The organism is Amycolatopsis sp. CA-128772, assembly GCF_002904295.1.
GTDB lineage: Bacteria > Actinomycetota > Actinomycetes > Mycobacteriales > Pseudonocardiaceae > Amycolatopsis.
In genome coordinates this window covers 87,789-111,589 of the sequence record NZ_PPHG01000083.1, presented here as the reverse complement: position 1 = coordinate 111,589, position 23,801 = coordinate 87,789, and the positions used below count along the sequence as shown (strand labels likewise).

Sequence of the window (23,801 nt, the reverse complement as noted above, 5' to 3'; positions counted from 1 at the left end):
CTGGCGGATTCAAACGGGCCGGAGGAACCGGACCAGGATCGTCCGGAGGATCGCCTGTTCGGCGGCCAGCTCGAGGTCCGGGTCGATGGCGGCGCGCGAAATCATCGCGTCGATCAGCCCGGCGACCCAGCCGGCGGCCGCGCGCGGGGCGATGCCGGGGTCGATCAGCCCGGCGTCGACCGCCCGCTCGACCAGCACCGCCAGGCCGTCGCGAAGGGCCGCGTCGTTGCGCTGGATCAGCTCGGCGAACTCGTCGTCGCGGGCCGCCTGCGCCGCCGCTTCCAGGACCAGGCGGACGACGGCCGGGTGCGCGACCTCGCCGGCGAGCTCGGCGACGACGTCGAGCAGGGCGGTCCACGGGTCGGCCGCCTCCGCCGCTTCGGCCAGCCGGTCGCCGGTGCGGCGGGCGTCGTCGGTGAAGATCGCCGTGAAGACCGCGCGTTTGCTGGGGAAGTAGTGGAAGAGGCTGCCGGAGCTGATGCCCGCGGCCCGGCAGATGTCCGCGGTCGTCGTCCGCTCGAAGCCCTTTTCGGCGAAACAGCCGGCGGCCGCGTCGACGATCGCCGTCCGCTTGGCCGCGTGCTTGGCCGGGTCGACGGTCCTCATCGCTCGACCGGCTCGTCCTGCCAGGGGTAGCCGTGCTCGGCGAAGGCGGGAGCCAGCTCGCGGCCGGTGAGGTCGGTCTTCTCGCGGGCGATCTCCCGGCCGTCGGTGGTGCGCAGGACCAGGTCCTTGCCGTCGAGGTAGACGGCGGCGAGGTCGGCCTCGATGCGCCGGGTCTTGTCGCCGCGGACCAGGGTGACGCGCGTCGGCGACACCGTGACGACCAGGCGATCGTGCGCCCAGATCACGGCGAACACCAGGCCGAGGACGAGCCCGCCGGCGACCGCGGCCAGCGTCGCCCACGGCTGCGTCAGCTTCGTGAGGACCTTGAACACGCCCTGGAACGGGAAGGCGGGCAGGTCGCTGACCCAGGCGGCGATGGCCCAGACACCCACGCCGAGGGCGCCGCCGAGGAGCGGGCAGCCGACCCAGGACCCGGTGCGCAGCCACGGCGGCTCGTCGACGGTGGTCTCCATGCCGTCTATTATCAGACCGCGTGCTCGGTTTATGAAAGCCGGGTCGTCAGACGAGGTCGTCGATCACCGTGCGCAGGACCGCTTCCAGGCCCGGGCCGTCCTCGGCGAGGCGGGACGAGACCAGCAGCTGGTCGTCGGCCGTGCGCAGCCAGATCGAGCCGGCGACCGAGATCTCGATGACGTTCAGGCGGAACGGGTACGCGCGGCGGCCCTGCCGGACCTCGGCCTCGCGCACCAGCTGGCCGAGCCGCTCGCCGGCCACGATCTGGCGGCGGTAGAACCCGGGAGCCCACGGGGTGCCGCCCGCCGGCTCGCCCGCGCCGCGCAGGGCCGGCCCGCGCGCGTTGGCGAAGTGGCGGGCCGCGGCCGGGGCGAAGAAGTCGACCGCCTGGCGCATCGCCGAGCCCTGCGCGAGCGCCGGCCGGCCGTAGCGGGTGCGGGGGCTGCGTGGGTCCGGGTCCTCGCGGTGACGCAGGAAGGCCAGCAGGTCGACCCACCAGTCGGCCCACTGCGCCTGGACGGCCGCGCGGTCGACCCCCGGCGGGACGTGCACCGGGACCTGCGGCTCCACCGGCGGCAGCACCTGTCCTTCGGAAACGGACAGCGCCAGGGCGTCCCGGATGTACAGCGCGACGTCGACTTCGGTCTCGCTGCTCCAGCCGGCCCGCCAGGATGTCGTGTTTTCTAGGCGCACGTTTTCACAGTACGCGGGGAAACGCGGTGTTCAGGCGAAGTCGGCAAGCAGAGACAAACTCAGCCCTGCGGTTCGCGGACCTGTTGCCAGATCAAGAAGTACGCCCGGTGCACGACGTGGGCGACGCGGCTCTGCGCCGGCGTCGCGCCGAAGGACGCGAAGGAGCGCCACCAGCCGGCACGGTCGAGGGCGTGCGCGGCCAGCTCCGGCCGGGTGGCGCCGGGTTTGCCCAGCTGGGCGGCGAGGTCGGCGTTGCTGCCGACCCGCAGCACCTCTTCGGACAGGTCCTCCGGCATGTCGACCGCGCCGGAGGCGACCAGCGTCAGCGCTTCGAGCAGCCGCAGCTGGTGGGCCTCGGGCTTGGCGAGCAGCACCTCGATGGCGTCGTGGACGCGTTGGCGTTCCGCCGGGTCGCCCGACGCGTGCGCGAGCGCGGTCACCGAGGCCAGCGCGGCGGCCGCCTTGATGCCGTCGGCGCGGGCGGCGAACACCACCGCGAGCCGCTGCCGGACCGCTTCGAGGCCGGACGCGTCGAGCAGCGTCCGGCGCAACGCACCCGCGGTGATCTCCGGTTCCTTGCGGATGGCCTCGACGGCGTGCGAGACGCCGAACAGGTCGAGCTTCTCCAGCAGCCGCAGCCGGGTGCCGGCCGGGACGTCGCACTCCCAGCTGGTGAAGATGTCCGCCGAGATCAGCATGGTCTGCAGGACGTCGTCGTCGAGGCCGGCGAGCTGCCGCAGGGCCTCGGCGTCGGCGGAGGTGAAGCCGCCGGACTCGGCGGACTCGGCGATCAGCCCGATCACCGGCAGCACGTCGGCCACGCGCGGCTTCAACGTCGACGCCTGCTTCTCGGCGAGCAGCGTCGCGGCCTTCCAGACGTCGCCGCCGGCGCCGTCGACCGACTCGGGCGCGATGGTGTCGGCCTTGTTGAGCACGGCGATCGCGTTGACCGGGCCCGCCTCGCGGCTCGCCGTGGCCGCGGTGAAGGCGGCGAGGGCCTGCTGGTCGTCGGCGCGGACGCCCTGGGTGACGACGTAGAGGACGGCCTCGGCGCCGGCGACGGCGTTGCGCGAGGTGTCGTCGAGCTCGTCCGAGCCCTCTTCGTCGTCTTCTTCCTTGCGGTGTTTCGCCGCGCCCAGCAGCTGCTCGGTGCGGGACACCGAAGCGGCGTCGAGCGAGCCGAGGCCCGGGGTGTCGATCACGGTCATGCCCTGCAGGACGGCGTTGGTCAGGTACGCCTCGATGTGCGACACCCGCTCGATGTCGACGCCCAGCTCGGCCGGGATCATGCCGTCGGCGGCGAAGGGGAGGACCTGCTTGCGGCCGTCGGTGAAGACGATTTCGACCCGGTCCACCGTGCCGTACTGGAACCGGGTGACCAGCCGCGTGCACTCGCCGATGTCGGTCGGCGCGACCCGGCGCCCGATCAGGGCGTTGACCAGCGTGGACTTGCCCGACTTGATCCGCCCGGCCACGGCCACCTGCAGCGGCGCGCCGAGCCGGCGCAGCACCTCGGCGAAGCCGGCGGCGGTCCGCGCGGAGACCTGCGACTGCAGGCGGTGGCACAGGTTGGCCACCGACATCGACAGCGGGCCGGCGAGCCGGCCCTGCTCCGGTGACGTCACGGCCCCCAGCCCTCCCCGGTCGAAGCGACAACCCGTGAATCGTGCCATGGGCCTCATCCCCAGGTCGCACCGAAGGTGGTACTGCCGACCGACGCGCGGGATTCGCCGGGCGACCTAGGGTTGTGTGGTGCGACGGCTGAGCCTCTGGATGCGTGCCCACCCCATGGCGGGCGACACGGTGCTCGCCGTCCTGCTCGGCCTGATCGACATGCTGCTGTTCGCCGCCGACGGCTTCGACGAGATCGCCGAAATGCCGCCCTGGTACATCGCCGTGCCGGTGAACCTCGCCATGGTGGCGCCGCTGGTGTTCCGGCGGAAGTCGCCGCTGTGGTCGGCGTACGTCGTGCTGGTGATCAGCACCGTGCACGGGACGCTCCAGCTCGGCATCTCCAGCGTCGCCGGGCTGGCGATGAGCATCTACTCGGTCGTCGTCTACGCGGGGCGGCGGCAGGGGCTGGTGTACGTCGGGGCCGTCGTCGCCGGGTCGGCCGTGCAGCTGGCGCTGGGTCCGTCGGACGAGCTCCTCATCTCGGCGCTGTTCCTGGCGTTCGGGATCGCCCTGTGCTGGACCCTCGGCGAGTTCGTCGGGGCCCGGCGCGCCTACGACGTGGAAGTGGAGGCCAGGTTGCACCTGCTCGAGACCGAACGGGACCAGGCCACCCGGATCGCGGTGGCCGAGGAGCGCGGGCGGATCGCCCGCGAGCTGCACGACGTCGTCGCGCACGCGGTGAGCGTCATGGTCGTGCAGGCCGATGGCGCGTCGTACGCGATCCAGAGCAACCCCGAGCTCGCCCACCGGGCCCTGCAAACGATTTCCGAGACCGGCCGCGGCGCGCTCGGCGAACTGCGTCGCCTGCTGGACGTGCTCCGCAGCGACGACGCGGACGGCGAGCCGCGGGTCCCGCAGCCGGACGCGCACGCCCTCGCCGAGCTGGCCGACCGGATGCGCACCGCCGGGGTACCGGTGGACCTGGAGCTCGGCGAGCTCGGCGACCTGCCGGCCGGCGTCTCGCTGGGGGTCTACCGGATCGTGCAGGAGTCGCTGACCAACACGCTCAAGCACGCCGGGCGCGGCGCGACCGCTTCGGTCCGGGTCCAGCGCACGGGTGACCTGGTGGAGGTGCTGGTGTCCGACGACGGCGCCGGCGTCGGGCAGCTGGTCCCGGCCGGGCGCCGCGACCCCCGGCTGCCGGGCGGGAACGGCTTGATCGGCATGCGCGAGCGCGCGCACGTGTACGGCGGAACGTTGGACGTGGGCCCGGCTCCGGGCGGAGGGTGGCAGGTCCGCGCGGCCCTGCCGGTTAGGTTGGACAAGTGATCCGGGTGGTGGTCGTCGACGACCAGGAACTGATGCGCGTCGGGTTCCGGATGGTGCTGGGCGCCCAGGCCGACATCGACGTCGTCGGCGAAGCGGGCGACGGCGCGCAGGCGATCGAGCTGGCTTCGCAACTGCGGCCGGACGTCGTGCTGATGGACGTCCGGATGCCGGTGCTGGACGGCGTGGAGGCGACCAAGCGCATCGTCGCGGCCGGCACCGCGCGCGTGCTCGTGATGACGACGTTCGACCTCGACGAGTACGTCTATGCGGCGCTGCAGGGCGGGGCGAGCGGATTCCTGCTCAAGGACACCCAGCCCGACCACCTGGTATCGGCGTTGCGAGCGGTCGCTTCGGGCGACGCGGTGGTGTCGCCGTCGGTGACCCGCCGGCTGCTGGACCGCTTCGTCGGCACCGGGGGGCCACCGATGCGCGACACCGCCGAGCTGGACGTGCTGACCGACCGCGAGCGCGAGGTGCTGGTGCTGATCGCCAAGGGCATGTCGAACCTGGAGATCGCCGAGACCCTGTTCCTGTCGGAGGCGACGGTGAAGACGCACGTCGGGCGGATCCTGGCGAAGCTGGAACTGCGGGACCGGGTGCAGGCGGTGGTGCTGGCCTACGAGACCGGCCTCGCCCGCCCCGGCCTCGGCTAAGCGGCCTCACGCAGCCGGGCCGGCTTTCCCGCCGTCGCCCGCTCGCGGCGGAGGGGCCGGGCAAGCTTCCTCGCACGGCGCGTCGCCGATCCGCGGCCGGCCGGGGCCGCCGGATGTGCGCCCCGGCCCTGCGCACTGCCAATCCGCGACCGGCCGTACACCCGCGCCCCCGGCCTCGGCTAGCGGTAGGCGTCCGGTGGGGTGGCCGCCGGGTCCTTGCCTGCGTTGCGGACTTCGGTGAGCCAGCGGCCGAAGTCCGGGCGGTCGCCGTCGATGTCCGTGTAGCCGTACTCCTTCATCAGTGTCCAGGACGCCAGCGTTTGGCCGGCGAAGCGGGACACCGCGGGGTCCTGTGCGAGGGCCGCGACGCCGCGGGCCAGGAGGTACGGCGTCTCCGAAATCTTGAAGTCGACCGGGGCGAGCTGGCCGATCGCGTCGCGCCAGTTGTCCTCCGTGACCTCGAAGTGGTCGAGCATCGACTCCGAACGGAGGAAGCCCGGGGTCACCGCGAGGCCGACGCAGTCGTTCTTCTCCAGCTCGACGCCGAGGGCGCGGCCGAGGGCGCGGATGCCGCACTTGGCCAGGTAGTACGGCAGGCCCGCGCCGACGTAGTCGTCGTTGTCGCCGTCGGTCACCTCGAGGACCAGGCCGCGGCGGGCGACCACCAGGGGGAGGAGCTTGTGCAGCGCGATCAGGTGCGTGTCCAGCGCGTTGTGCGTGAGGTTGAGCGCGTCCTCCAGCGGCGTCTCCCAGAAGGGGGCGTCGAAGCGGAAGTACATGTCGCCGCCCCAGACGTCGTCGACCAGGATGTCGATTCCGTCCACTTCGGACTCGATGCGGGCCTTCAAGGCGTCCACATCGGACACCGACGTGAAGTCGCAGCGGACGACCACCGCACGGCCGCCCGCCGCCTCCACCAGTTCGCCCGTCTCCTCGATCGTTTCCGGGCGCTTCAGCGGTGACGCCGTTTCGCGCGTCGTGCGGCCGGTGACGTACACCGTCGCGCCCGCGCGGCCCAGTTCCACCGCGATCGCCCGGCCGCAGCCCCGCGTCGCTCCGGTGACCACGGCGACCTTGCCCTGCAAGCTCATGGTTCCTCCCGTCCCCGCCACGCGGACAGCACCGCGTCGACGTCCTCCGCCAGCCGGTCGGCCAGCCGCCCGTGCGGCCGGATCGACCAGTCGATCGACACTCCGTTGATCACGTCCAGCACGACCCGGGCCGCCCGCGGCACGCTCGGGGCGTACGGCAGGGAAGGAGCCGCCGCGCGCACGAGCCGCCGCAGTTCTTCCTCGACCGCTGTGAAGTGCTCGCCCAGCAGCGAGCGCAGCACCGGGTCGCCGATGTCCACGCCGAGCTGGCCCAGGTGGTTCGCCGCCTCTTCGGCGTCGCCGAGCACCGCGTAGACCGACACCGCCGCGGCGCGCAGGCCGTCGACCGGGTCGCCGGTCCGCTCGGCGCTCTCCCGCATGTGCTCGACCGCCCGCCGCGTCGCCCGCCGGCTCATCTCCTGCAGCAGACCGCTCTTCGAGCCGAACCGCTGCGCGACCGTGCCGACCGAAACCCCGGCCTCCGCCGCCACCTGCGCGAGCGTGAAACCGGGGCCACAGCGGCCGATCACGGTCTCCGCCGCGCCCAGCAGGCGTTCGTCGGTGATGCTCCTCGGCCGGGCCACGTCATTATTGAACCACAGTTCATTAATGACGTCGAATCAGGGTCGACTCAGGGTCATCACGGATCGCGCATCGGCCGGGGAGCCAGCAAGGTACTACTCAGGTAGGGGGAGCGGTTCGGTCTACAGGGTGACGCGCGAACCGGCCCCGACCCGCGACGATGAACGCGTCGTAAGCGAGGGGCGAAGAGGAGCAGCCATGATCGAGGCAACGGGCCTCACCAAACGGTACGGAAAAACGCTGGCGGTGAACAACCTGTCGTTCTCCGTGGCCGCGGGCCAGGTCACCGGCTTCCTCGGCCCGAACGGGGCGGGCAAGTCCACCACCATGCGGATGATCCTGGGCCTGGACAACCCGACGGGCGGCCAGGTCACCATCGGGGGCAAGAAGTACCACGACCTCAAGGAGCCGCTGCGGACCGTCGGCGCGCTGCTCGACGCGAAGTGGGTGCACCCGAACCGCTCGGCGCGCGCCCACCTGCTCTGGATGGCGAAGTCCAACCGCATCCCGGCGGCCCGGGTCGACGAGGTGCTCGACACCGTCGGCCTGACCAGCGTCGCCAACAAGCGCGCCGGCGGGTTCTCGCTCGGCATGTCGCAGCGGCTCGGCATCGCCGCCGCCCTGCTCGGTGACCCCGAGGTGCTGCTCTTCGACGAGCCGGTCAACGGCCTCGACCCCGAGGGCATCCTGTGGATCCGGAAGTTCATGCACCGGCTGGCCGAGGAAGGCCGCACCGTTTTCGTGTCGAGCCACCTGCTTTCGGAGATGGCGCTGACCGCCAGCAACCTCGTGGTGATCGGCCGGGGGCAGCTCATTTCGCAGTCCTCGACCGAGGACTTCGTCTCCCGCGCCGCGGAGAACACGGTCAAGGTCCGCTCGCCGCAGCTGGCCGAGCTGCGCGACGCCCTGCAGCGCGCCAGCGCCGGCGTCACCGGGGACGAGAAGGCGCTCGTGGTGTCCGGGATGGACAGCGACAAGATCGGCGAGATCGCCGCCGCCAACCGGATCGTGCTGCACGAGCTGAGCCCGCAGACCGGCTCGCTCGAGCAGGCCTTCATGCAGATCACCGGCGACTCCGTCGAGTACCACACCGGCCTCGACGCCGAGGCGCAGCACGTGCTCGAGTCCGCCAAGTAACCGGGGAAACCAAGATCATGAACCTGCTCGCGGTCGAACGCATCAAACTGTTCAGCACCCGCTCGCCGTGGTGGTGCGCGCTCATCACCCTGGCCCTGACCATCGGCTTCGCCGCCATCCTGGCCGGCGCGTCGCCCGCCGACTCGCCCATCGCGGTGTCGGCCACGCAGTTCGGCGGTTCCCAGTTCGGCATCGCCGTCGTGATGGTGCTCGCCGCGCTCGCGGTGACCACCGAATACCGCTTCAACACCATCCGCACGACGTTCCAGGCGGTGCCGCACCGCTCGCCGGCGCTGCTCGCCAAGGCCGTCGTCGTCGGCCTGATGGCGCTGGTGATCGGCGAGATCGGCGCGTTCGGCGCGCTGGGCCTGGCCATGCTCATGCGGCCGAACGACGGGCTGGGCCTGCACACCACGCAGGACTGGCTGAACGTGGCCGGGCTGGGGCCGGTCTTCGCGATCAGCGCCGTGCTCGCGGTGGCGCTCGGCATCCTCATCCGGCACAGCGCCGGGGCGATCGCCCTGCTGCTCATCTACTACTTGGCCGTGGAAGAGCTGGTGCAGATCATCCCGAAGGTCGGGCACCACATCCACGAGTGGATGCCGTTCAACGTGGCGAACAAGTTCCTGCGCGGCTCCGCGGTGGTCGACGGCCCGGCGCCGTCGGACTCGCCGCTGAGCCCCGGCTGGGCGCTGGCGTACTTCGCCGGCATCGCGATCGTGTTCCTGCTCGTCGCGCTCGGGGTCGCGAAGAAGCGGGACGCATAAAGGGGGAACAAGGGGAAAACGGGAATCCGGGTCGCGCTGTCGGGGGGCGACCCGGATTCCCGTTTCGCAGTAGGCTTCCCCTCGACGGACGGGGAGCCCCATGATCGAAGCCAGCGCACTCACCAAGCGGTACGGCGCCACCACGGCGGTCAACGAACTGACGTTCACCGCGCGGTCCGGGCGCGTCACCGGCTTCCTCGGCCCGAACGGGGCCGGCAAGTCCACCACGATGCGGCTCATCCTCGGCCTCGACCGGCCCGACGCGGGCACCGTGCTCGTCGACGGCGTGCCGTACCGGGAGCTGGAAGATCCACTAAGGACGGTCGGCGCGATGCTGGACGCCACCTGGCGCCACCCCGGCCGCACCGGGCGCGACCACCTGCGCTGGCTGGCCGCGACCAACGGCATCCCGGACAAACGCGTCGACGAGGTGCTGGCGCTGGTCGGGCTGACGAGCGTCGGCAAGACCCGCGTCCTGCAGTACTCGCTCGGTATGCAGCAGCGGCTCGGGATCGCCGCCGCGATGCTCGGCGACCCGCGCGTGCTGCTGTTCGACGAGCCGGTCAACGGACTCGACCCCGAGGGCATGGCCTGGATCCGGCAGCTGCTGCACTCGCTGGCCGCGGACGGGCGGACCGTGTTCGTCTCCAGCCACCTGCTGCCCGAGATGGCGCAGACCGCGCAGGACCTCGTGGTGATCGGCCGGGGCCGGCTGATCTACCAGGGCACGATGGACGAATTCGTCGCACAGACGAGTGAACACGGCGTGCGCGTGCGCACCCCGCACGCCGACGAGCTGCGGGCCGCGCTGACCGGCCACGCCGAATTCACCGAGGCCGACGGCGCGTTCGTCGTATCCGGAATGGACAGTGACCGGATCGGGCAGCTCGCCTTCGACGCCGGCGCGACGCTGCACGAGCTGAGCCCGATCACCGGCTCGCTCGAACAGGCCTACCTCGACCTCACGCACGAGGCCGTCGAGTTCTCCACCCCGGGAGCCCGCCAGTGACCGCGCCGACGAACCTCCTGCGCGCCGAGCGCATCAAGCTCTTCAGCACCCGTGCGCCGTGGTGGTGTCTGGCCATCGCGCTCGTCGCGCCGCTGGGCTTCACCGCGCTGTTCTTCGCCCTCGCCGGGCCGGAAATCCCGCCGACGGTCGGCAACACGCAGCTCGCGAGCGGCAACGGCCGGACCGTGCTGCTCGTGCTGGCCGTGCTCGCGACCGCGTCGGAGTTCAACTGGGGCACCATGCGGCTGACGTTCCAGGCCGTGCCGGGCCGGGTGCCCGCGCTGCTGGCGAAGGTCGTGGTCGTCGGCGCGGTCGGTGCCGTGCTCGGGCTGGTCGTCGGCTTCGGCTCGTGGGGGCTGGCGTCGCTGGTGCAGCCGGACGCCGACCTCGCGCTGCACACGGCCGCGGACTGGCGCTCGGTGCTCGGCCAGAGCCTGGTCTTCCTGTTCACCGCGGTGGCCGGCGTCGGTGTCGCGCTCCTGCTGCGCAGCGTCGCCTTCGGGCTGACCGTGGTGCTCGTCTGGACGCAGGTGCTCGAAGGCGTGCTCGTCTTCATCCCGGGGATCGGCAGGCACATCTACCAGTGGATGCCGTTCCACGCGGCCGACCAGTTCGTCGGCGCGGGCGGGTTCACCGGCGGTGCGCTGCAGCTGCCCGCCCCCGCGCTGGGCCCGTGGGGGTACCTCGGGTACTTCGCGGCGATCAGCGTGGCGCTGCTGGCGGCCGGGGTGCTCGTGACGGCGCGACGCGACGCGTGACCGGCGTCTCATACCGCAGAAATCCGTGTTAAGACGAGATGAAATGGCTGTGGCTTCTCTCACAGGCGCCGGACATACTGCTATGACCAGGCAATATTCGAAGTGAGCACCGGAACCGTCTGAGCTCCCCTGGAGGTGAATCTTGACGGTGGACACCGGGCAAGAATTGGGCGGCACGATTCCCCGAGCCCGCGTCGAAGGCGACGCACCCCGGCTCGAACCCATGCTGGACCTCGAATGGTCGCGGGCGATCGAACTCCCGCAGGCCGTCATGACGGCGGCGACGCCGGCGGAACTCCGCCGCGCGTGGGTGCACCGCGCACCCGAAGACAGCGTCCTGGCCCTGTTCCGCGCTTCGGCCGGGATGGCGGGACCGATCCCCGCGCCGTGGTGGCTGCGCGCGATGGCGGACGGCAAGCTCGATTCGCGGGAACAGGGTTTCCGCGTCGAGGACCGGATCGCGCAACTGCTCGGCCGGCGCCCGGGGTGGGAATTCGTCCCGTGGGCCGCGGACGGCGAATCCGGCTACTGGGAGTTCATGCCGTCCGAACGCGGGAAATCGGGGCACGCGATTCCCACGACGGTGATGAACACCGACCGGCACCCGGGCTGGATCGACGTCCTGCCCGCGCACACGGGCCGGACGCCGGACCCGATTCCGGTGGCCGGACTGGCCGGCCTGCGATCTCGGCTCGGGGTGTTCGAAGCCGTTCGTTAACCTCTCCCGTTGTGGAAAACGAAGACGGACCCCGGCTGCGCAGCATCGTCAGCTACGTCAAGCGCGGTGGCCGGATGACCGTCGGGCAGCAGCGGGCGTGGGACGAACACTGGCCGCGGCTGGGCCGCACGGTGGGCGAGCTGCCCGAAGGGCCGCTCGACTTCACCGCGTGGTTCGGCCGCGAGGCGCCGGTGATGCTGGAAATCGGCTCCGGCATGGGTGAGACGACCTCGCAGCTGGCCGCCGCGGCGCCGGAACTGAACTACGTCGCGGCCGAGGTCTACGACCCGGGCCTCGGCCAGTTGATGCTGCGCGCCGAAAACCTGGGCGTCGAGAACCTGCGGCTGCTGCACGGCGACGCCGTCGTGCTGCTGACCGAGCACGTCGAGCCGGACTCGCTGCACGGCGTGCGGCTGTTCTTCCCGGACCCGTGGCCGAAGAAGAAGCACCACAAGCGGCGGATCGTGTCGCCGTCCTTCGCCGCGCTCGTGGCGTCGCGGCTCGCGCCGGGCGGCACCTTCCACATGGCGACCGACTGGGAGAACTACGCCGAGCAGATGCTCGAGGTCTGCTCCGCGGAACCGGCGTTGAAGAACCGGTACGACGGCTGGGCGCCGCGGCCGGAGTGGCGGCCGGTGACCAAGTTCGAGCGGCGCGCCGACGTTGAAGGCCGCGTCTCGCACGACCTGATCTTCGAACGGCGCTAGGCGGCACTTCCACGTGAAAGCTACGCCCCCTGGTCGTCGCTTTCACGTGAAAGTGCCGGGTTCGCCCCTCCCCCGACAGAGGGGCGAACGCCTATTCGTCGGCCAGCGGTTCGGCCTGGACCCGCTTGAGGGCGGGCGTGCAGACCGACGCGCCGAGCAGGGCCACCCCGACCCCGAGCACGACCGGCGCCAGGATCCACGGGCTGAGCACGATGCCCCGCTCGTCGACCATGCTGAACAACCCAACGCCGACCAGGACCCCGACGATTCCCGCGCCGATGGTCGCGACCAGCGCGGGCAGTGCGGCCTCCATCCGCAAAGCCCTGGCCAGCACCCGCACCGGGGTGCCCGCGGCCATCAGCGCGCCGAAGGTGCGGCGGCGGTCCATCACCGAGCCGGCGGTCGCGACCGCGGCGCTGCAGCCGGCCAGGATCCCCGCCGCGAGCAGCCCGATCACCGTGACCCGGCGCAGGTCGCCGAGCTCGGTCTGCTGGTTGAACAGGTACTGGTCGCGGCTGCCGATCTCCTCGCCCGCGGCCGGCGCGGCCAGCGCCGTCCGGACGATCTCGCGGTTCGCGTCGGTGGTCGGCGCGACGACGGTGACGTACTTCGGCGTGAAGCCGTCCGGCAGCGCGGCCGGGTCGATGATCGACGTGCCCGACAGGTCCGCGTCGGGAAGGTGGACGGCTTCCGCCCGCGTCCCCGACTTGACGGCCACGGCCGGCCCTTCCCAGTTGTCGGCGAGCTTGTACTGCGCCAGGTCGAGCGCCTCGTCACCGAAGACGGCCGGGCCGCCCGTGCAGTTCTCCGGCGTGAGGCCGAACCGGGTCAGCTTGACGGCGTCGGCGCAGGTCATCACCAGCGCCCGGTGGCCGTACCGGTTGGGTGCCTGGCCCTTCACCAGGTAGACCTCGCCGACCGCGACCGCCCGTTCGCTCTGGCCGTACTTCTGCAGTGAGGCGTTGGCCTGGTCGACGATGGTGCCCGCGTGCCGGCCGTCGGTGTCGACGTAGAGCACGGAATCGGAGAACGACCGCCCGCCGCCGGCCATCGATTCGAACGTCGGCAGCAGCGTCAGCGCCATCGAGCCGGCGAACACCGCGAGCACGATCCCGGCCGACGAGCGGTAGGCGCCCTTCGGGTCGTCACGCAGGCGGCGGCCGGCGAGCAGCGCGGACGGGCGCCGCCAGATCCGGACGAACGTGCCGCCGACCGCCGACGTCACCCACGGGCCGACGATCGCGGCCGAGCCGACCAGGAAGAACAGCCCCGCCATCACGAACCCGATGCCGCCGTATTCCTTCGCCGTCGTCACCGCGGCGAGGAAGAAGGCTCCGGCCGCGGGCAGCGCCAGCAGCCGCCACCAGTGCAGCGGCTTCTTCGTGTGGCCGCCGGTGGCGAACAGCGGGTTCTTCAGCACGCGGCGCAGGCCGAGCACCCCGGCCAGCACCACGAGCACCGGGATGGCCAGTACGACGAACACCGTCAGCCCGGCCGGAAGCGCGAAGTCGGACGCGAGCCAGGTGCCGCCGGCCCACGGCACGAAGGACGCGAGGCCGTGCAGCGCCGGGCTGATCAGCAGGCCGAGCAGCGCGCCGATGCCGGCCGACAACGTCGTCTCGGCGGCCACCATGTTCGTGACCTGCCCCGGCGTCGCCCCGGCCAGCCGGATCGCGGCCAGCCGCCGCTCACGCCGGGCGGCGGTCAGCCGGGCCGACGACGCGACCAGCACCAGGCTCGGCACCAGCAGCACGATGATGCCGACCCAGGACAGCAGCATGAGCAGGGCGTCCGGGCTCGCCTTCCCGCTCGGGAAACCCGCCACCTGGGAGGAGTTCTCCGGCATCGCGTCCGGCGCGTGCCCGGTCAGCGCGACGAGCTGCTCCGGGAACCGGAGGCCGTCCTCGCCGAGCGAGCCGACGGGCTTGCCGAACCGGTCGCCGAGCTGCCCGGCCGGGTTGGCCTGCAGGAGCCGGCCGAGCGCGGGCGAAACGACGGTCTCACCCGGCCCCGGCAGCTGCGGCACCCCCGTGGGCAGCCCGACCGAACCCGGCGTCGTCCCGGGGGTCAGCGCGATGTCGACGCGGATGATCTGCCGGCCGTCGAAGTAGTCCTTCGACGAGGAGTAGAGCAGCCTGGCCGGGCCGTCGGCGCCCCGGCTGTAGAACTGTTCGCCCTGCCAGAGGGCCCGCTGCTCGCGGTTCTGCGTGGCGAAGGGCAGCGTCGCCAGCAGCAGCACCAGCCCGGTCGCGACGGCCACCCCGATCGCGGTGAGGATGGCCGACGTCCGGGTCCGCCGGTCCACCCGCAGCACCCGCAGGGCGATCTGGAGGGAGTTCACGCCGCCAGCCTCGTCGCGATCAGGCCGTCGCGGATGGCGACGGTCTTCGGCATCGATTCGGCCAGCTCGCGGTCGTGGGTCACCACGATCACCGCGGCGCCGGTCTCGTGCGCGGCGCCGAGGAGGGCGTCCATCGTTTCGCGGCCGGTGCGCGTGTCGAGCGCGCCGGTCGGCTCGTCGGCGAAGATCACCTTCGGCCGGTGGGTCAGCGCCCGCGCGATCGCGACGCGCTGGGCCTCGCCGCCGGAGAGCTCACCGGGCCGGCGCTTTTCCTTGCCCGCCAGGCCGAGGCGCCCGAGCCATTGGCGGCCGGCGTCGATGGCCTCCTTGCGGCCGAGGCCGGCCAGCAGCGACGGCAACGCGACGTTCTCTTCGGCCGACAGCTCCGCGACCAGCATCCCCGACTGGAAGACGAACCCGAACTCGGTGCGGCGCAGCTCGCTGCGCTTCTTCTCACCGAGGTGGTCGATCCGCTGGCCGGCCAGGAAGATCTGCCCGTCGTCGGCCCGCAGGATGCCGGCCAGGACGTGCAGCAGCGACGTCTTGCCCGAGCCGGACGGCCCGACGATGGCGACGGCGTCCCGCGGCTGGATGTCGATGTCGATGCCGGCCAGGGCGTACTGGGCGCCGTAGCGCTTCACCAGCCCGCGGCCGGAGAGCACCGGGCCGTTCGTCGCGTGTGGAGTGTTCGGGTCCACGAAATTCTCCCTGCGGTTCAAAGTCTCAGCCGGTTCGGATCTTGACGCCGATGAGCCTCGCCGATACCGGGGTGTGTCCACTTCGGGCAGAAGGCCAGTCACGCACCGGCCCGCCTCGGCCGATCGGCCGAGGGAGCGCGGGCCACTCGGCCAAGGTGCGGGCACCGGCGGATCACGTAACGTCACGTTGTGCCCGCCGCGCCCCCACCGACCACGCTCTCCACCCGCGCCGCCGCCCTGGTGCGGCGCATCGGCGTGCCCTCCGCCGTGCTGTTCGCCGCGCTGCTGTTCGACGTCGTCTTCACGACGCAGGCGGCGCTCGACGAGCACGGCCCGCGTTTCGTCGACTTCGGCCTGCTGCCGGGCATCTTCGCGATGGCCGCCTGCGGGGTGTGGGCCCAGAAGCGGGCGGCGGTCGCCGGGGTGGCCGGCGGCGGGGTGCTGATCTTCTCCACCCTGTTCATCCACGCGTTCCACATCCCGCCGTACTCCAGCGTGCTGCCGAAGGTGACCATCACCGAGGTCGTGGCCGGGGTGCTGATGGTCTACTACGTGGCCCGCCGGGCGCGGGCGGGCGTGGCGTTCTGCGTGGCCGGTTTCCTGGTCGTCGCCGGCCTGATCGCGGTCTTCGGCCGGTACGCCGGCGTCGGCGACATCGACGGCGGCACCGGCACCCAGGCGCTGCTGTTCGGCCTGATGCTGCTCGTCGGCCCGCTGGTGCCGGCCATCGCGGCCCGTGACCGCAGCCCACGCGCCGATCCGCGGAGCCGGCGGCTGCACCGGGTGAACGAGCTGGCGATGGGCCAGTGGCCGCTGATGGGCCTGCTCGCGTTCGCATTGCTGTTCGAATTCGGCTACACGTACTCGAACACCGCCCGCGGCTTCCCGATCCTGTTCTGCTCGATCGTCGCGGCCGTGATCGCGGTGCTGTCCCCGCGGCGGCCCGCGGACGCGCTGCTCGGCCTGGCCGGGATCATGCTGCTGTCCGCGGTCGTCACGCCGTTCCTGCAGCTGCGGTCCTACGACTACCCGGTGCCGGGTGGCATCCCGGCGACGCAGGTCATCGCCGGGATGGGCGTGGTGGTGAACCTGACCCGGGCGCGCGGGCTGAGCCAGTCGTGGTCCCGGGTCGCCGTGCTCTCCGGCGTCGTCGCGCTCGGCACGATCCTCAACTCGGCCGCGCGGGAGGGCCTGCAGACCGATCCGCAGACGCTTTCGGTGCTGGCCTTCGCCGCGACGCTGATGCTGGGCATCTCGATCGCCCTCGGCCTGATGCTGCGGTCGCGGGATTCGGAACGCACCCAGGCCGTGCAGTCCGCGGTGAGCGACGCGCAGACCGCCGAGCGGATGGCGCTGGCCCGCGAGCTGCACGATGTCGTCGCCCACCACGTCACCGGGATCGTCGTGCAGGCGCAGGCCGCGCGGCTGATGGCCGAGAAGAACCCGCAGATCGCGGTCGAGGCGATGGGCCGGATCGAGAACGCCGGGGTCGAGGCGCTCGCCGCGATGCGGCGGCTGGTCCGCTCGATGCGCGGCGACGCGCCGGCCGGGTCGAGCGAGTTCAGCGAGCAGGCGACCACCGATCTGGGCGCCGACCTGCGGAAGCTGGTCGAAAGCGCGAACCACGGCGTGCCGACGTCGATGCACCTCGACCTGCCGCCGGACCTGCCGCACGAGGTCGGCCGCTCGGCCCTGCGGCTGGTGCAGGAGTCGCTGACGAACGTCGGCAAGCACGCCTCCGACGCGACCGAGGCGTTCGTCGTCGCCGAGGTGCAGGGCGCCGAGCTGCACCTCCGGGTGACCGACGACGGGCGCGCGACGGCGCACCGGCCGGCCGGCGGATCGGGCGGTTACGGTCTGGTCGGCATGCGCGAACGGGTCGCGCTGCTCAAGGGCCGGTTGTCGGCCGGGCGGGGCCCGGACGGCGGCTGGCGCGTCGAAGCTTGGCTGCCGCTGGCGGCTGCGGAAGGGGACGAGTGATCCGGGTACTGATCGCCGACGACCAGGAGATGGTGCGGATGGGGTTCCGCATGATCCTGGACGCCCAGGACGACATCGAGGTCGTCGCCGACGTCGCGGACGGCGTCTCGGCGGTCTCGAAGGCCCGCGAACTGCGCCCGGACGTCTGCCTGCTCGACATCCGCATGCCCGGCCTCGACGGCCTCGAGGTGACCCGGCAGCTGGCCGGGCCGGACGTGACCGACCCGCTGAAGGTGGTCGTGGTCACGACGTTCGACCTCGACGAGTACGTGCACACGGCGTTGCGCAACGGCGCACACGGCTTCCTGCTGAAGGACGCGGGCCCGGCCCTGCTGATCGAGGCGGTCCGCGCGGCCGACCGCGGCGACGCGCTCGTCTCGCCGCAGATCACCATCCGGCTGCTCAAGCACTTCAACGGGGCCGGCTCGGCGAAGCGGCCGGCCGAGCCGCCGTCCGAGCCGCTGACCGCCCGCGAGCTGGACGTCGTCAAGGCGGCCGCGCGCGGGTTGACGAACACCGAGATCGGCGCGGAGCTGTTCATGTCACTGTCGACGGTGAAGACGCACCTGGCGTCGGTGCAGGGCAAGATCGGCGCGCGGAACCGGGTGGAAACCGCGGCCTGGGCGTGGCGGAGCGGAGTCGTTTCGTGATTGCGGGTGCGTAGTATCCAGAGATGCAACGCCGTTTCCACGCCCCTGTCGTTCTCCCCGCCGACCCCTCCTGTTCCCTTCTTCGTGACGCGGTCGTCGATGTCGACGCCGATGGGCGCATTTCGTACTGCGGACCGGCGGCCACCGCCCCCGAATCCGCCGCACCGGTCACCACCCTGACCGGCATCCTGCTCCCCGGCCTGGTCAACACGCACGCGCACAGCCCGATGACGCTGCTGCGCGGGATGGGCGGCGACCTGCCGCTGCTGCCCTGGCTCAACGAGATCATCTGGCCGGCCGAGGCGAAGCTGCGCCCGGAGGACGTCCGCACCGGCATGCTGCTCGGCTCGGTCGAGATGCTCCGCCACGGCGTCACGACCAGCGCGGAGATGTACTTCGAAGGCGAGCAGCTGGTCGACGCGGTCCTCACCACGGGCGGGCGCGTGCTGGTCGCGCCGCCGGTGATGGAGCTGCCGGGCCTGGACTGGAAGGCCCAGCTGGCGGCGATCGAGCGCTGGATCGACACGGACGGCCTCCGCTTCGGCCACGGCGACCGCATCGAGCTCGGCTACGGCCCGCACTCGGCGTACATGCTGTCTCCGGACGGCTTGCGCGCCACGGCGGAGTCGGCGGCCGCGCGGGGCGCGCTGGTGCAGATCCACGTGGCCGAGGCGGCTGCGGAGGATCTCGTGGTGCGCGAGTCGCACGGTTCGGTGCCGGCGCTGTTGCGGGAGCTCGGCGTGCTGGACGGCCGGGTGCTGGCGGCGCACTCGATCCACCTGTCGGACGACGACATCGCGCTGTTCGCTTCGTACGGCGTCGGCATGGCGCACTGCCCGGGGTCGAACGCGAAACTCGCTTCGGGCATCGCGCGGATCGCGGACCTGCGTGCGGCGGGGGTCGCGGTCGGCCTCGGCACGGACGGCCCGGCGTCCAACGACGACATCGACCTGTGGGAGGAACTGCAGCTCGCGGCGATGTTCGCCCGCCTGGCCACCGGCGACTCGACGGTCCTGACGGCGGCGGACGTGTTCCTGCTGGCGACGCGGGGTGGGGCTTCGGCTTTGGGACGGTCGGACATCGGTTCGTTGGAGCCGGGGCGGTGGGCCGACCTGGTGCACATCGACCTGGACGACCCGGCGTTCGCGTGCGGCCTGGACGTGCCGGACGTGCAGCTGCTGTCGAACCTGGTGTGGGCGGCGGGATCGCGGCGGGTGCGGGACGTGTGGGTCGCGGGCGAGCAGGTGGTGGCCGACGGGGAGTCGACGAGGGTGGAGCGGGCGAAGGTGCAGGCCGGCGTGGCCGAGACGGCGGCCCGGCTGCGGGCTTGAGGTTCGGCCGCGGGCCTGGTTCCACCGACGCGACCGGAACGCTGAAGCACGACCGGCACACCACCCGGACCTCCCCGCCCACCCCGATCCGAAGCCCGAGCGCACTTCGCCGGGCTCAGCGCGGGCGGAGGATGATCTCCGTCTGGTGGCTGTCCGGGGTGGCTGACACCGCCGTCACCACCGCCGTGGCCACCGAGTCCGGCTTCAGCAGGTGCGTCGGGTCGTAGTCGCGGCCCTCGCCCGCGAAGATCTCCTGCTGCATGTCCGTGTCCGTGCGGCCCGGGTAGACCGAGGTCACGCGGATCCGCGGCTCCTCCTCGCGCAGGGCGTCGGCGAACGCGCGGACCGCGAACTTGCTCGCCGCGTACGGGGACCAGCCCGGGCGGGCGGTGCGCCCGGCGCCCGAGTTGATCACCACCACGTGGCCGCCCGCCGTGCGCAGGGCCGGGAGCAGGAGGCGGGTCAGCTCGACCACCGCCAGGGTGTTGACCTCGAAGTTGGCGCGCCACGCCTCGGCGGAAGCGTCCTCGATGCGGCCCAGGCGCGCGACGCCCGCCGAGTGGACCAGGACGTCCAGGGACGAGATCTCTTCGACCGCCGAAGCGAGCGAAGCCGGATTCGTCAGCTCCACCGGCCACGGCTTCGCGCCCGGGAGCTCCTTCGCCAGGACGGCCAGCGCGTCGGCGTCGCGGCCGCCGAGGAGGACGCGGTGCGTCGGGGCCAGCTGGTGGGCGACCGCCGCGCCGATGCCGCGGGACGCGCCGGTCACCAGGGCGAGGGGAAGATCCGTCATGCCCCCACCGTAGCGGCGAACCCGGCGTCCACCGTGCGGTCCTCGCGGTGGCCCGGGCCGAGCGTCCGCGGGTCCGCGCAGCCGGACGCCGGGTCCGCGTCGGAGTCGCGGGTGTCGTCCCCGCCGAGCCGGGCCGTCGGGTGGTGGCCGTCCGCCGTGAAGCACACCTGGTACGCGCCGTCCTCCAGGCCGTCGAAGCCGTAGGCCCCGCCCGGGCCGGTGACCACGCTCGCCAGTTCCTTGCCGGCCGCGTCCTTCAGGACCGCCTTGACGCCGGCCAGGCCGGGCTCGCCCGGGTCCTGCAGGCCGTTGCCGTTCGTGTCCGTCCAGGCGAGGTCGCCGATCCGGTTCGTCGGCGTGACCAGGCCGGCGTCCGCCGCGAAGTCCTCGTGGGACGGGCCGCCGATGGTGCGCGGCGCCGTGCAGCCGTCGGCGTCCGCGTCCGAATCGCGGTCTTCGGTGCCGACGTCCTTGCGGGTCACCGCGAAGCCGTCCGGGACGGCGAAGCAGAGCTGGTAGGTGCCGTCCTTCAGCTTCTCGAAGCCGTAGTGGCCCTTGTCGTCCGTGGTCGTGGTGCCGACCGTGCCGCCGGCGCCGTCCTTGAGCGTCACCTTGACGCCCGCGACGCCGGGCTCGTCCGGGTCCTGGATGCCGTCGCGGTTGCGGTCCGCCCAGGCGAAGTCGCCGATCTTCGCGATGGCCGGCGGCGGCAGGACGGTGATCGTCGCCGACGCCGTCTTGTCGCCGAGCGTGCCGCCCGGGTACTGCACGCCGGTGACCTTCGCCGTGTTCACGTGCTTGTCGTCGGCCACCGTGAGGTCCGGGTGGTCGCAGGTCAGCTGCCGGTTCGCACCCGCGGCGAGCGCGAACGGCTCGAACGTCCCGGTGCACCACGGGTCGGTCACGGTGATCCCGATGAGGTCCTGCGTGCCCTCGTTGGTCACCGTGACGCGGTAGTGCGCTGTCTCGCCCGCGGTGACCGTCGCGAACGAGCCCCACGCGCCGGTCGCCGGGTTCTGCACTTCCTTCTTCACCGAGTACGCCGCGAGCTGGAGGTCGACGCAGTCCCAGTGCAGCCGGTCGAGGGTGGTCGTGGCGAAGAACTTCACCGCGGCCGCCTTCGCCGGTGCCATCGCCGCCGGGAAGTCCTGCCGGACCAGGGTCCCGTCGCCGGCGTAGTGGTCGGCGACCAGCTTGGTCTCCTGGACCTGCGTGCCGGACGCGTCGAAGAACCGCAGGCCGGTGCCCGGTGCGTAGCTCGGCGCGATCGAAGCGGCCCAGACGCTGAGCGTGTAGACGCCGCCGGGGACGAACCGCTCGGTCTGGTAGGCGGTGCTCGTCTTGCCGTCCGGGGTCTGGATGACCGCCGACCGCTGCCCGTCGACGGCGTACGCCTGCTCGGTCAGCAGCCGCGGCGCCTTCGCCGCCGGCGTTCCGGGCGGGACGGGCGCGGCCGGGTTGAACACGTACCCGTCGGGCGCGCCGTTGCGGGCCGTCTCCTCGACGCTCGGGTTGGCCGCCACCCCGCCGCACGACGGCGGCGGCTCGTCGGCGGACGCGGGGACGACCGCCACACCGAGCGCCACCACCGCCACTGCCAGCACGCGCGCCGAACGGACCATGCTTCGACTATGGCGCGCGGCACCGGCCCGCACCGGCCGAGAACCGTCCACTTAAGAGTGAACCTCGATCGGCACGGGCCGGGGACCTCAGCGTTCGCCGATGCGCCCGGGACGGCCGAAGCGGCCCTTCCGCCACACCGAGACGATGGCCGGCCGCGGCTGCGCGGTGCCGCCGTCCGGCCAGTGCGACGTCGGGTTCGCCGAGCTCGCCGCGTTCTCACCGGGGTGCTGGACCGCGACGAGCACCAGGTCGTCGGTCACGACCGGGCCGCACGTCTCGGCGCCGACCGGCACCGACAGGAACTGCTTGACGTGCCCGCGCTCGGGGCCGGTGACCGGCACCGAGAAGAGGCCGTCGTTCGCGCCGAGTGCGTTGCCGTCGGTGGCGACCCAGAGGTTGCCGTGCCGGTCGAACGCGACGTTGTCCGGGCAGGAGATCGGGCTGATCTGGTTCTTCGGGAAGCCGCCGAAGTAGGTGTCCGCGGCCTTGGGGTCGCCGCAGACGAGCAGCAGCCGCCAGGAGAACCGGGTCGACGCCGCGTCGCCGCGGTCCTCTTCCCACTCCAGGACGTGGCCGTTCTTGTTGCCGTTGCGCGGGTTGACCTCGTCGGCGCCGGCCTTGCCCGCGGCGCCGCGGTCGCTGTTGTTGGTCAGCGCCGCGTAGATCCGGCCGTTGACCGGGTTCGGCTCGATGTCCTCCGGCCGGTCCATCTTCGTGGCGGCCACCTGGTCGGCGGCCTGGCGGGTGAAGACGTAGACCTCTTCGGCGGTGAACCCGGGCACGAAGGACCTGTCGCCGCTCGCCAGCGGGATCCACTCGCCGGTGCCGTCGAACTCGCCGTCGGCCGGGAGCTTGCCGGAGCCGTCGACCTCGCCCGGGCTGTCGCCGGTGAAGCGGGCGACGTACAGCGTGCCCTCGTCGAGCAGCGCCGAGTTGTGCCGCCGCGCGTGCGCGCTGCGGCCGGGCTTGTACTTGCCCTTCGACACGAACTTGTAGATGTACTCGAACCGGCTGTCGTCGCCGGAGTAGACGGCGACCCGGCCGTCGGCGGTGATCTTGATGTTCGCGGCCTCGTGCTTGAAGCGGCCGAGGGCGGTGTGCTTGACCGGCGTCGAGGCCGGGTCGTTCGGGTCGATCTCGACGACCCAGCCGAACCGGTTCGGCTCGTTGGGCTCCTGGGCGACGTCCCAGCGCTTGTCGAACCGCTCCCACTTGCGGGTGCTCGCCCCGGTGCCGACGGTGTAGCGCTTGAGCCGCGCCGCCGCGACCGGGTCGGTGACCTTGTCGGCGTTGGCGAAGTACTGGTCGAAGTTCTCCTCGCCGGAAAGCACCGTGCCCCACGGCGTCACGCCGCCGGAGCAGTTGTTCTGCGTGCCGCGGACCCGGCGCCCGGACGGGTCGGCCGACGTCCTGAGGAACTTGGACCCGGCGACCGGGCCGCGGACCTCGAAGACCGTGTCGAGGGTGATCCGGCGGCCGTACCGGCTCGGGACGACCTCGAGGCCGCCGTGGACCGGGTCGCGGCGGGTCAGCAGGACCGACAGGCCGTGCGCCGCCCAGGCGACCTTGACCTGCTCCTCGGTCGGATTGGCCGGGTCATACTGGTCGGCCGGGAACATGTGGACCTCGGTCGTGTACTCGTGGTTGACCACGAGCAGGTTCGCCAGCCCCAGCGGGTCCTGCGGGATCAGGCCGACGAAGTCGTTGTTGTAGCCGAACTGCTTCGCCTGCGCGGCCGCGGTCTGCTCGGTGAAGTCGAACTTCGGCGCGCCCGCGACGACCGGGTCGCCCCACCGGACGACGACGCGCTGGGCGTAGCCGCCGGGGACGCTGACCTGGTCGAGCTTGTTCGGCGGGACCGGGTCGAAGTCGGTGCCGGGCACCGGCCGCGGCTTCGGCTTCGGCTTCGGCAGCGGGGAGGCGGCGGCGGTGCCGGACAGCGCGGCGAACCCGCCCGCGGCGGCCGCCATCACCGCGCCCGCCTGGAAGACGCGGCGGCGGGAGATGTCCTTGACGACGTCACCGAAGTACTCGTTGGCGGATTCGTTCGCCTCGGGGTGGGCGCACGCGTTGCCGCAGCGGTACTCGCAGGTGACCGGGGAGCGGCCGCCCGGGTGGGTGGGCAGCAGCGGGAGCAGGCGGTCGGGCACTTCGCCTCCAGGGTGGGGGTTCGGGGAACGAACCGAACCTAAGCTCCCAAAACCAGCCATTCCAGACATTCAGGTGAACGGCGGGTGTACTGCTGCC

22 protein-coding genes are annotated in these 23,801 nt (G+C 72.2%); 11 read left to right on the top strand and 11 right to left on the bottom strand.

Features of this window, described 5'->3' with window-relative positions:
• Positions 1-9 precede the first annotated feature (9 nt).
• The 4 genes from C2L59_RS35565 to C2L59_RS35550 are packed head-to-tail and all read right to left on the bottom strand — an operon-like array spanning position 10 to position 3,446.
• A complete protein-coding gene (locus C2L59_RS35565) occupies positions 10-606 on the bottom strand; it encodes a TetR/AcrR family transcriptional regulator (RefSeq protein WP_103353919.1) in 597 nt (198 codons plus the stop codon).
• Positions 603-1,079, bottom strand: coding sequence for a hypothetical protein (locus C2L59_RS35560; RefSeq protein ID WP_103353918.1), 477 nt, complete (start codon positions 1,077-1,079; stop codon positions 603-605). The genes C2L59_RS35565 and C2L59_RS35560 overlap by 4 nt, the downstream gene beginning before the upstream one ends.
• A gap of 46 nt (positions 1,080-1,125) precedes the next feature.
• Positions 1,126-1,773 (bottom strand): hypothetical protein, encoded by a 648-nt coding sequence (locus C2L59_RS35555; protein WP_103353917.1) that lies wholly within the window; start codon positions 1,771-1,773, stop codon positions 1,126-1,128.
• A gap of 59 nt (positions 1,774-1,832) precedes the next feature.
• Positions 1,833-3,446 (bottom strand): dynamin family protein, encoded by a 1,614-nt coding sequence (locus C2L59_RS35550; protein ID WP_199199412.1) that lies wholly within the window; start codon positions 3,444-3,446, stop codon positions 1,833-1,835.
• 115 nt (positions 3,447-3,561) lie between these two features.
• Between C2L59_RS35550 and C2L59_RS35545 the strand changes: the two genes are divergently transcribed.
• Complete coding sequence (locus tag C2L59_RS35545) at positions 3,562-4,716, top strand: sensor histidine kinase (protein WP_103353915.1); 1,155 nt, start codon at positions 3,562-3,564, stop codon at positions 4,714-4,716.
• Positions 4,713-5,369: a response regulator transcription factor gene (locus C2L59_RS35540; protein ID WP_103353914.1), complete on the top strand. Its 657-nt coding sequence runs from the start codon at positions 4,713-4,715 to the stop codon at positions 5,367-5,369. Before C2L59_RS35545 ends, C2L59_RS35540 begins: the two co-directional genes overlap by 4 nt.
• A 179-nt stretch (positions 5,370-5,548) precedes the next feature.
• Here the strand turns inward: C2L59_RS35540 and C2L59_RS35535 are convergent, their stop codons facing one another.
• Both C2L59_RS35535 and C2L59_RS35530 read right to left on the bottom strand, forming a co-directional pair.
• Positions 5,549-6,460, bottom strand: coding sequence for an SDR family NAD(P)-dependent oxidoreductase (locus tag C2L59_RS35535; protein WP_103353913.1), 912 nt, complete (start codon positions 6,458-6,460; stop codon positions 5,549-5,551).
• Positions 6,457-7,044, bottom strand: a complete 588-nt coding sequence (locus C2L59_RS35530; protein ID WP_103353912.1) for a TetR/AcrR family transcriptional regulator — start codon at positions 7,042-7,044, stop codon at positions 6,457-6,459. Before C2L59_RS35530 ends, C2L59_RS35535 begins: the two co-directional genes overlap by 4 nt.
• 196 nt (positions 7,045-7,240) lie before the next feature.
• Between C2L59_RS35530 and C2L59_RS35525 the strand changes: the two genes are divergently transcribed.
• From C2L59_RS35525 to trmB, 6 genes are all read left to right on the top strand, one after another.
• Positions 7,241-8,179 carry an ABC transporter ATP-binding protein gene (locus C2L59_RS35525; protein ID WP_103353911.1) on the top strand — a complete coding sequence of 313 codons (939 nt, stop codon included), beginning with the start codon at positions 7,241-7,243 and terminating at the stop codon, positions 8,177-8,179.
• A gap of 17 nt (positions 8,180-8,196) precedes the next feature.
• Positions 8,197-8,946, top strand: coding sequence for an ABC transporter permease (locus C2L59_RS35520; RefSeq protein ID WP_103353910.1), 750 nt, complete (start codon positions 8,197-8,199; stop codon positions 8,944-8,946).
• 100 nt (positions 8,947-9,046) lie between these two features.
• The gene (locus C2L59_RS35515; RefSeq protein ID WP_103353909.1) at positions 9,047-9,955 is read left to right on the top strand and encodes an ABC transporter ATP-binding protein; all 909 of its coding nucleotides are present in this window, start codon (positions 9,047-9,049) and stop codon (positions 9,953-9,955) included.
• The gene (locus C2L59_RS35510; RefSeq protein WP_103353908.1) at positions 9,952-10,713 is read left to right on the top strand and encodes a hypothetical protein; all 762 of its coding nucleotides are present in this window, start codon (positions 9,952-9,954) and stop codon (positions 10,711-10,713) included. Before C2L59_RS35515 ends, C2L59_RS35510 begins: the two co-directional genes overlap by 4 nt.
• Before the next feature lie 166 nt (positions 10,714-10,879).
• On the top strand, positions 10,880-11,431 hold the full coding sequence (locus C2L59_RS35505) for a hypothetical protein (protein ID WP_199199419.1): 552 nt from the start codon (positions 10,880-10,882) through the stop codon (positions 11,429-11,431).
• An 11-nt stretch (positions 11,432-11,442) separates the two neighbouring features.
• Positions 11,443-12,138 carry a tRNA (guanosine(46)-N7)-methyltransferase TrmB gene (gene trmB, locus C2L59_RS35500; RefSeq protein WP_103353906.1) on the top strand — a complete coding sequence of 232 codons (696 nt, stop codon included), beginning with the start codon at positions 11,443-11,445 and terminating at the stop codon, positions 12,136-12,138.
• 91 nt (positions 12,139-12,229) lie between these two features.
• Here trmB and C2L59_RS35495 read toward each other — a convergent pair whose 3' ends face one another.
• Entirely contained in the window at positions 12,230-14,479 is a 2,250-nt protein-coding gene (locus C2L59_RS35495) for an ABC transporter permease (RefSeq protein ID WP_103353905.1), read from the bottom strand.
• On the bottom strand, positions 14,476-15,177 hold the full coding sequence (locus C2L59_RS35490; protein WP_103353904.1) for an ABC transporter ATP-binding protein: 702 nt from the start codon (positions 15,175-15,177) through the stop codon (positions 14,476-14,478). The genes C2L59_RS35495 and C2L59_RS35490 overlap by 4 nt, the downstream gene beginning before the upstream one ends.
• 189 nt (positions 15,178-15,366) lie before the next feature.
• On the opposite strand from C2L59_RS35490, the gene C2L59_RS35485 reads away from it, so the two are divergent.
• Genes C2L59_RS35485 through C2L59_RS35475 form a run of 3 tightly spaced genes read left to right on the top strand, consistent with a single transcriptional unit; the run spans position 15,367 to position 19,138 of the window.
• Positions 15,367-17,157 carry a sensor histidine kinase gene (locus tag C2L59_RS35485; RefSeq protein WP_103353903.1) on the top strand — a complete coding sequence of 597 codons (1,791 nt, stop codon included), beginning with the start codon at positions 15,367-15,369 and terminating at the stop codon, positions 17,155-17,157.
• Positions 17,154-17,807 (top strand): response regulator transcription factor, encoded by a 654-nt coding sequence (locus C2L59_RS35480; RefSeq protein ID WP_103353902.1) that lies wholly within the window; start codon positions 17,154-17,156, stop codon positions 17,805-17,807. The genes C2L59_RS35485 and C2L59_RS35480 overlap by 4 nt, the downstream gene beginning before the upstream one ends.
• A gap of 23 nt (positions 17,808-17,830) precedes the next feature.
• Positions 17,831-19,138 (top strand): amidohydrolase family protein, encoded by a 1,308-nt coding sequence (locus C2L59_RS35475; RefSeq protein WP_103353901.1) that lies wholly within the window; start codon positions 17,831-17,833, stop codon positions 19,136-19,138.
• 115 nt (positions 19,139-19,253) lie between these two features.
• On the opposite strand, the gene C2L59_RS35470 is transcribed toward C2L59_RS35475, so the two are convergent.
• The 3 genes from C2L59_RS35470 to C2L59_RS35460 form a co-directional block, all read right to left on the bottom strand.
• Complete coding sequence (locus tag C2L59_RS35470; protein WP_103353900.1) at positions 19,254-19,931, bottom strand: SDR family oxidoreductase; 678 nt, start codon at positions 19,929-19,931, stop codon at positions 19,254-19,256.
• Entirely contained in the window at positions 19,928-21,553 is a 1,626-nt protein-coding gene (locus C2L59_RS35465; protein ID WP_103353899.1) for an SdrD B-like domain-containing protein, read from the bottom strand. Before C2L59_RS35465 ends, C2L59_RS35470 begins: the two co-directional genes overlap by 4 nt.
• Positions 21,554-21,640: 87 nt before the next feature.
• The gene (locus tag C2L59_RS35460; RefSeq protein WP_103353898.1) at positions 21,641-23,704 is read right to left on the bottom strand and encodes a PhoX family phosphatase; all 2,064 of its coding nucleotides are present in this window, start codon (positions 23,702-23,704) and stop codon (positions 21,641-21,643) included.
• Between the last annotated feature and the right edge of the window lie 97 nt (positions 23,705-23,801).

What these genes read in the sequence shown, in the direction of transcription:
- C2L59_RS35565 (WP_103353919.1), bottom strand. Translation starts at nt 606, where the DNA reads ATGAGGACCGTCGACCCGGCCAAGCACGCGGCCAAGCGGACGGCGATC.
- C2L59_RS35560 (WP_103353918.1), bottom strand. Translation starts at nt 1,079, where the DNA reads ATGGAGACCACCGTCGACGAGCCGCCGTGGCTGCGCACCGGGTCCTGG.
- C2L59_RS35550 (WP_199199412.1), bottom strand. Translation starts at nt 3,446, where the DNA reads ATGGCACGATTCACGGGTTGTCGCTTCGACCGGGGAGGGCTGGGGGCC.
- C2L59_RS35545 (WP_103353915.1), top strand. Translation starts at nt 3,562, where the DNA reads ATGGCGGGCGACACGGTGCTCGCCGTCCTGCTCGGCCTGATCGACATG.
- C2L59_RS35535 (WP_103353913.1), bottom strand. Translation starts at nt 6,460, where the DNA reads ATGAGCTTGCAGGGCAAGGTCGCCGTGGTCACCGGAGCGACGCGGGGC.
- C2L59_RS35525 (WP_103353911.1), top strand. Translation starts at nt 7,241, where the DNA reads ATGATCGAGGCAACGGGCCTCACCAAACGGTACGGAAAAACGCTGGCG.
- C2L59_RS35520 (WP_103353910.1), top strand. Translation starts at nt 8,197, where the DNA reads ATGAACCTGCTCGCGGTCGAACGCATCAAACTGTTCAGCACCCGCTCG.
- C2L59_RS35515 (WP_103353909.1), top strand. Translation starts at nt 9,047, where the DNA reads ATGATCGAAGCCAGCGCACTCACCAAGCGGTACGGCGCCACCACGGCG.
- C2L59_RS35475 (WP_103353901.1), top strand. Translation starts at nt 17,831, where the DNA reads ATGCAACGCCGTTTCCACGCCCCTGTCGTTCTCCCCGCCGACCCCTCC.
- C2L59_RS35470 (WP_103353900.1), bottom strand. Translation starts at nt 19,931, where the DNA reads ATGACGGATCTTCCCCTCGCCCTGGTGACCGGCGCGTCCCGCGGCATC.
- C2L59_RS35465 (WP_103353899.1), bottom strand. Translation starts at nt 21,553, where the DNA reads ATGGTCCGTTCGGCGCGCGTGCTGGCAGTGGCGGTGGTGGCGCTCGGT.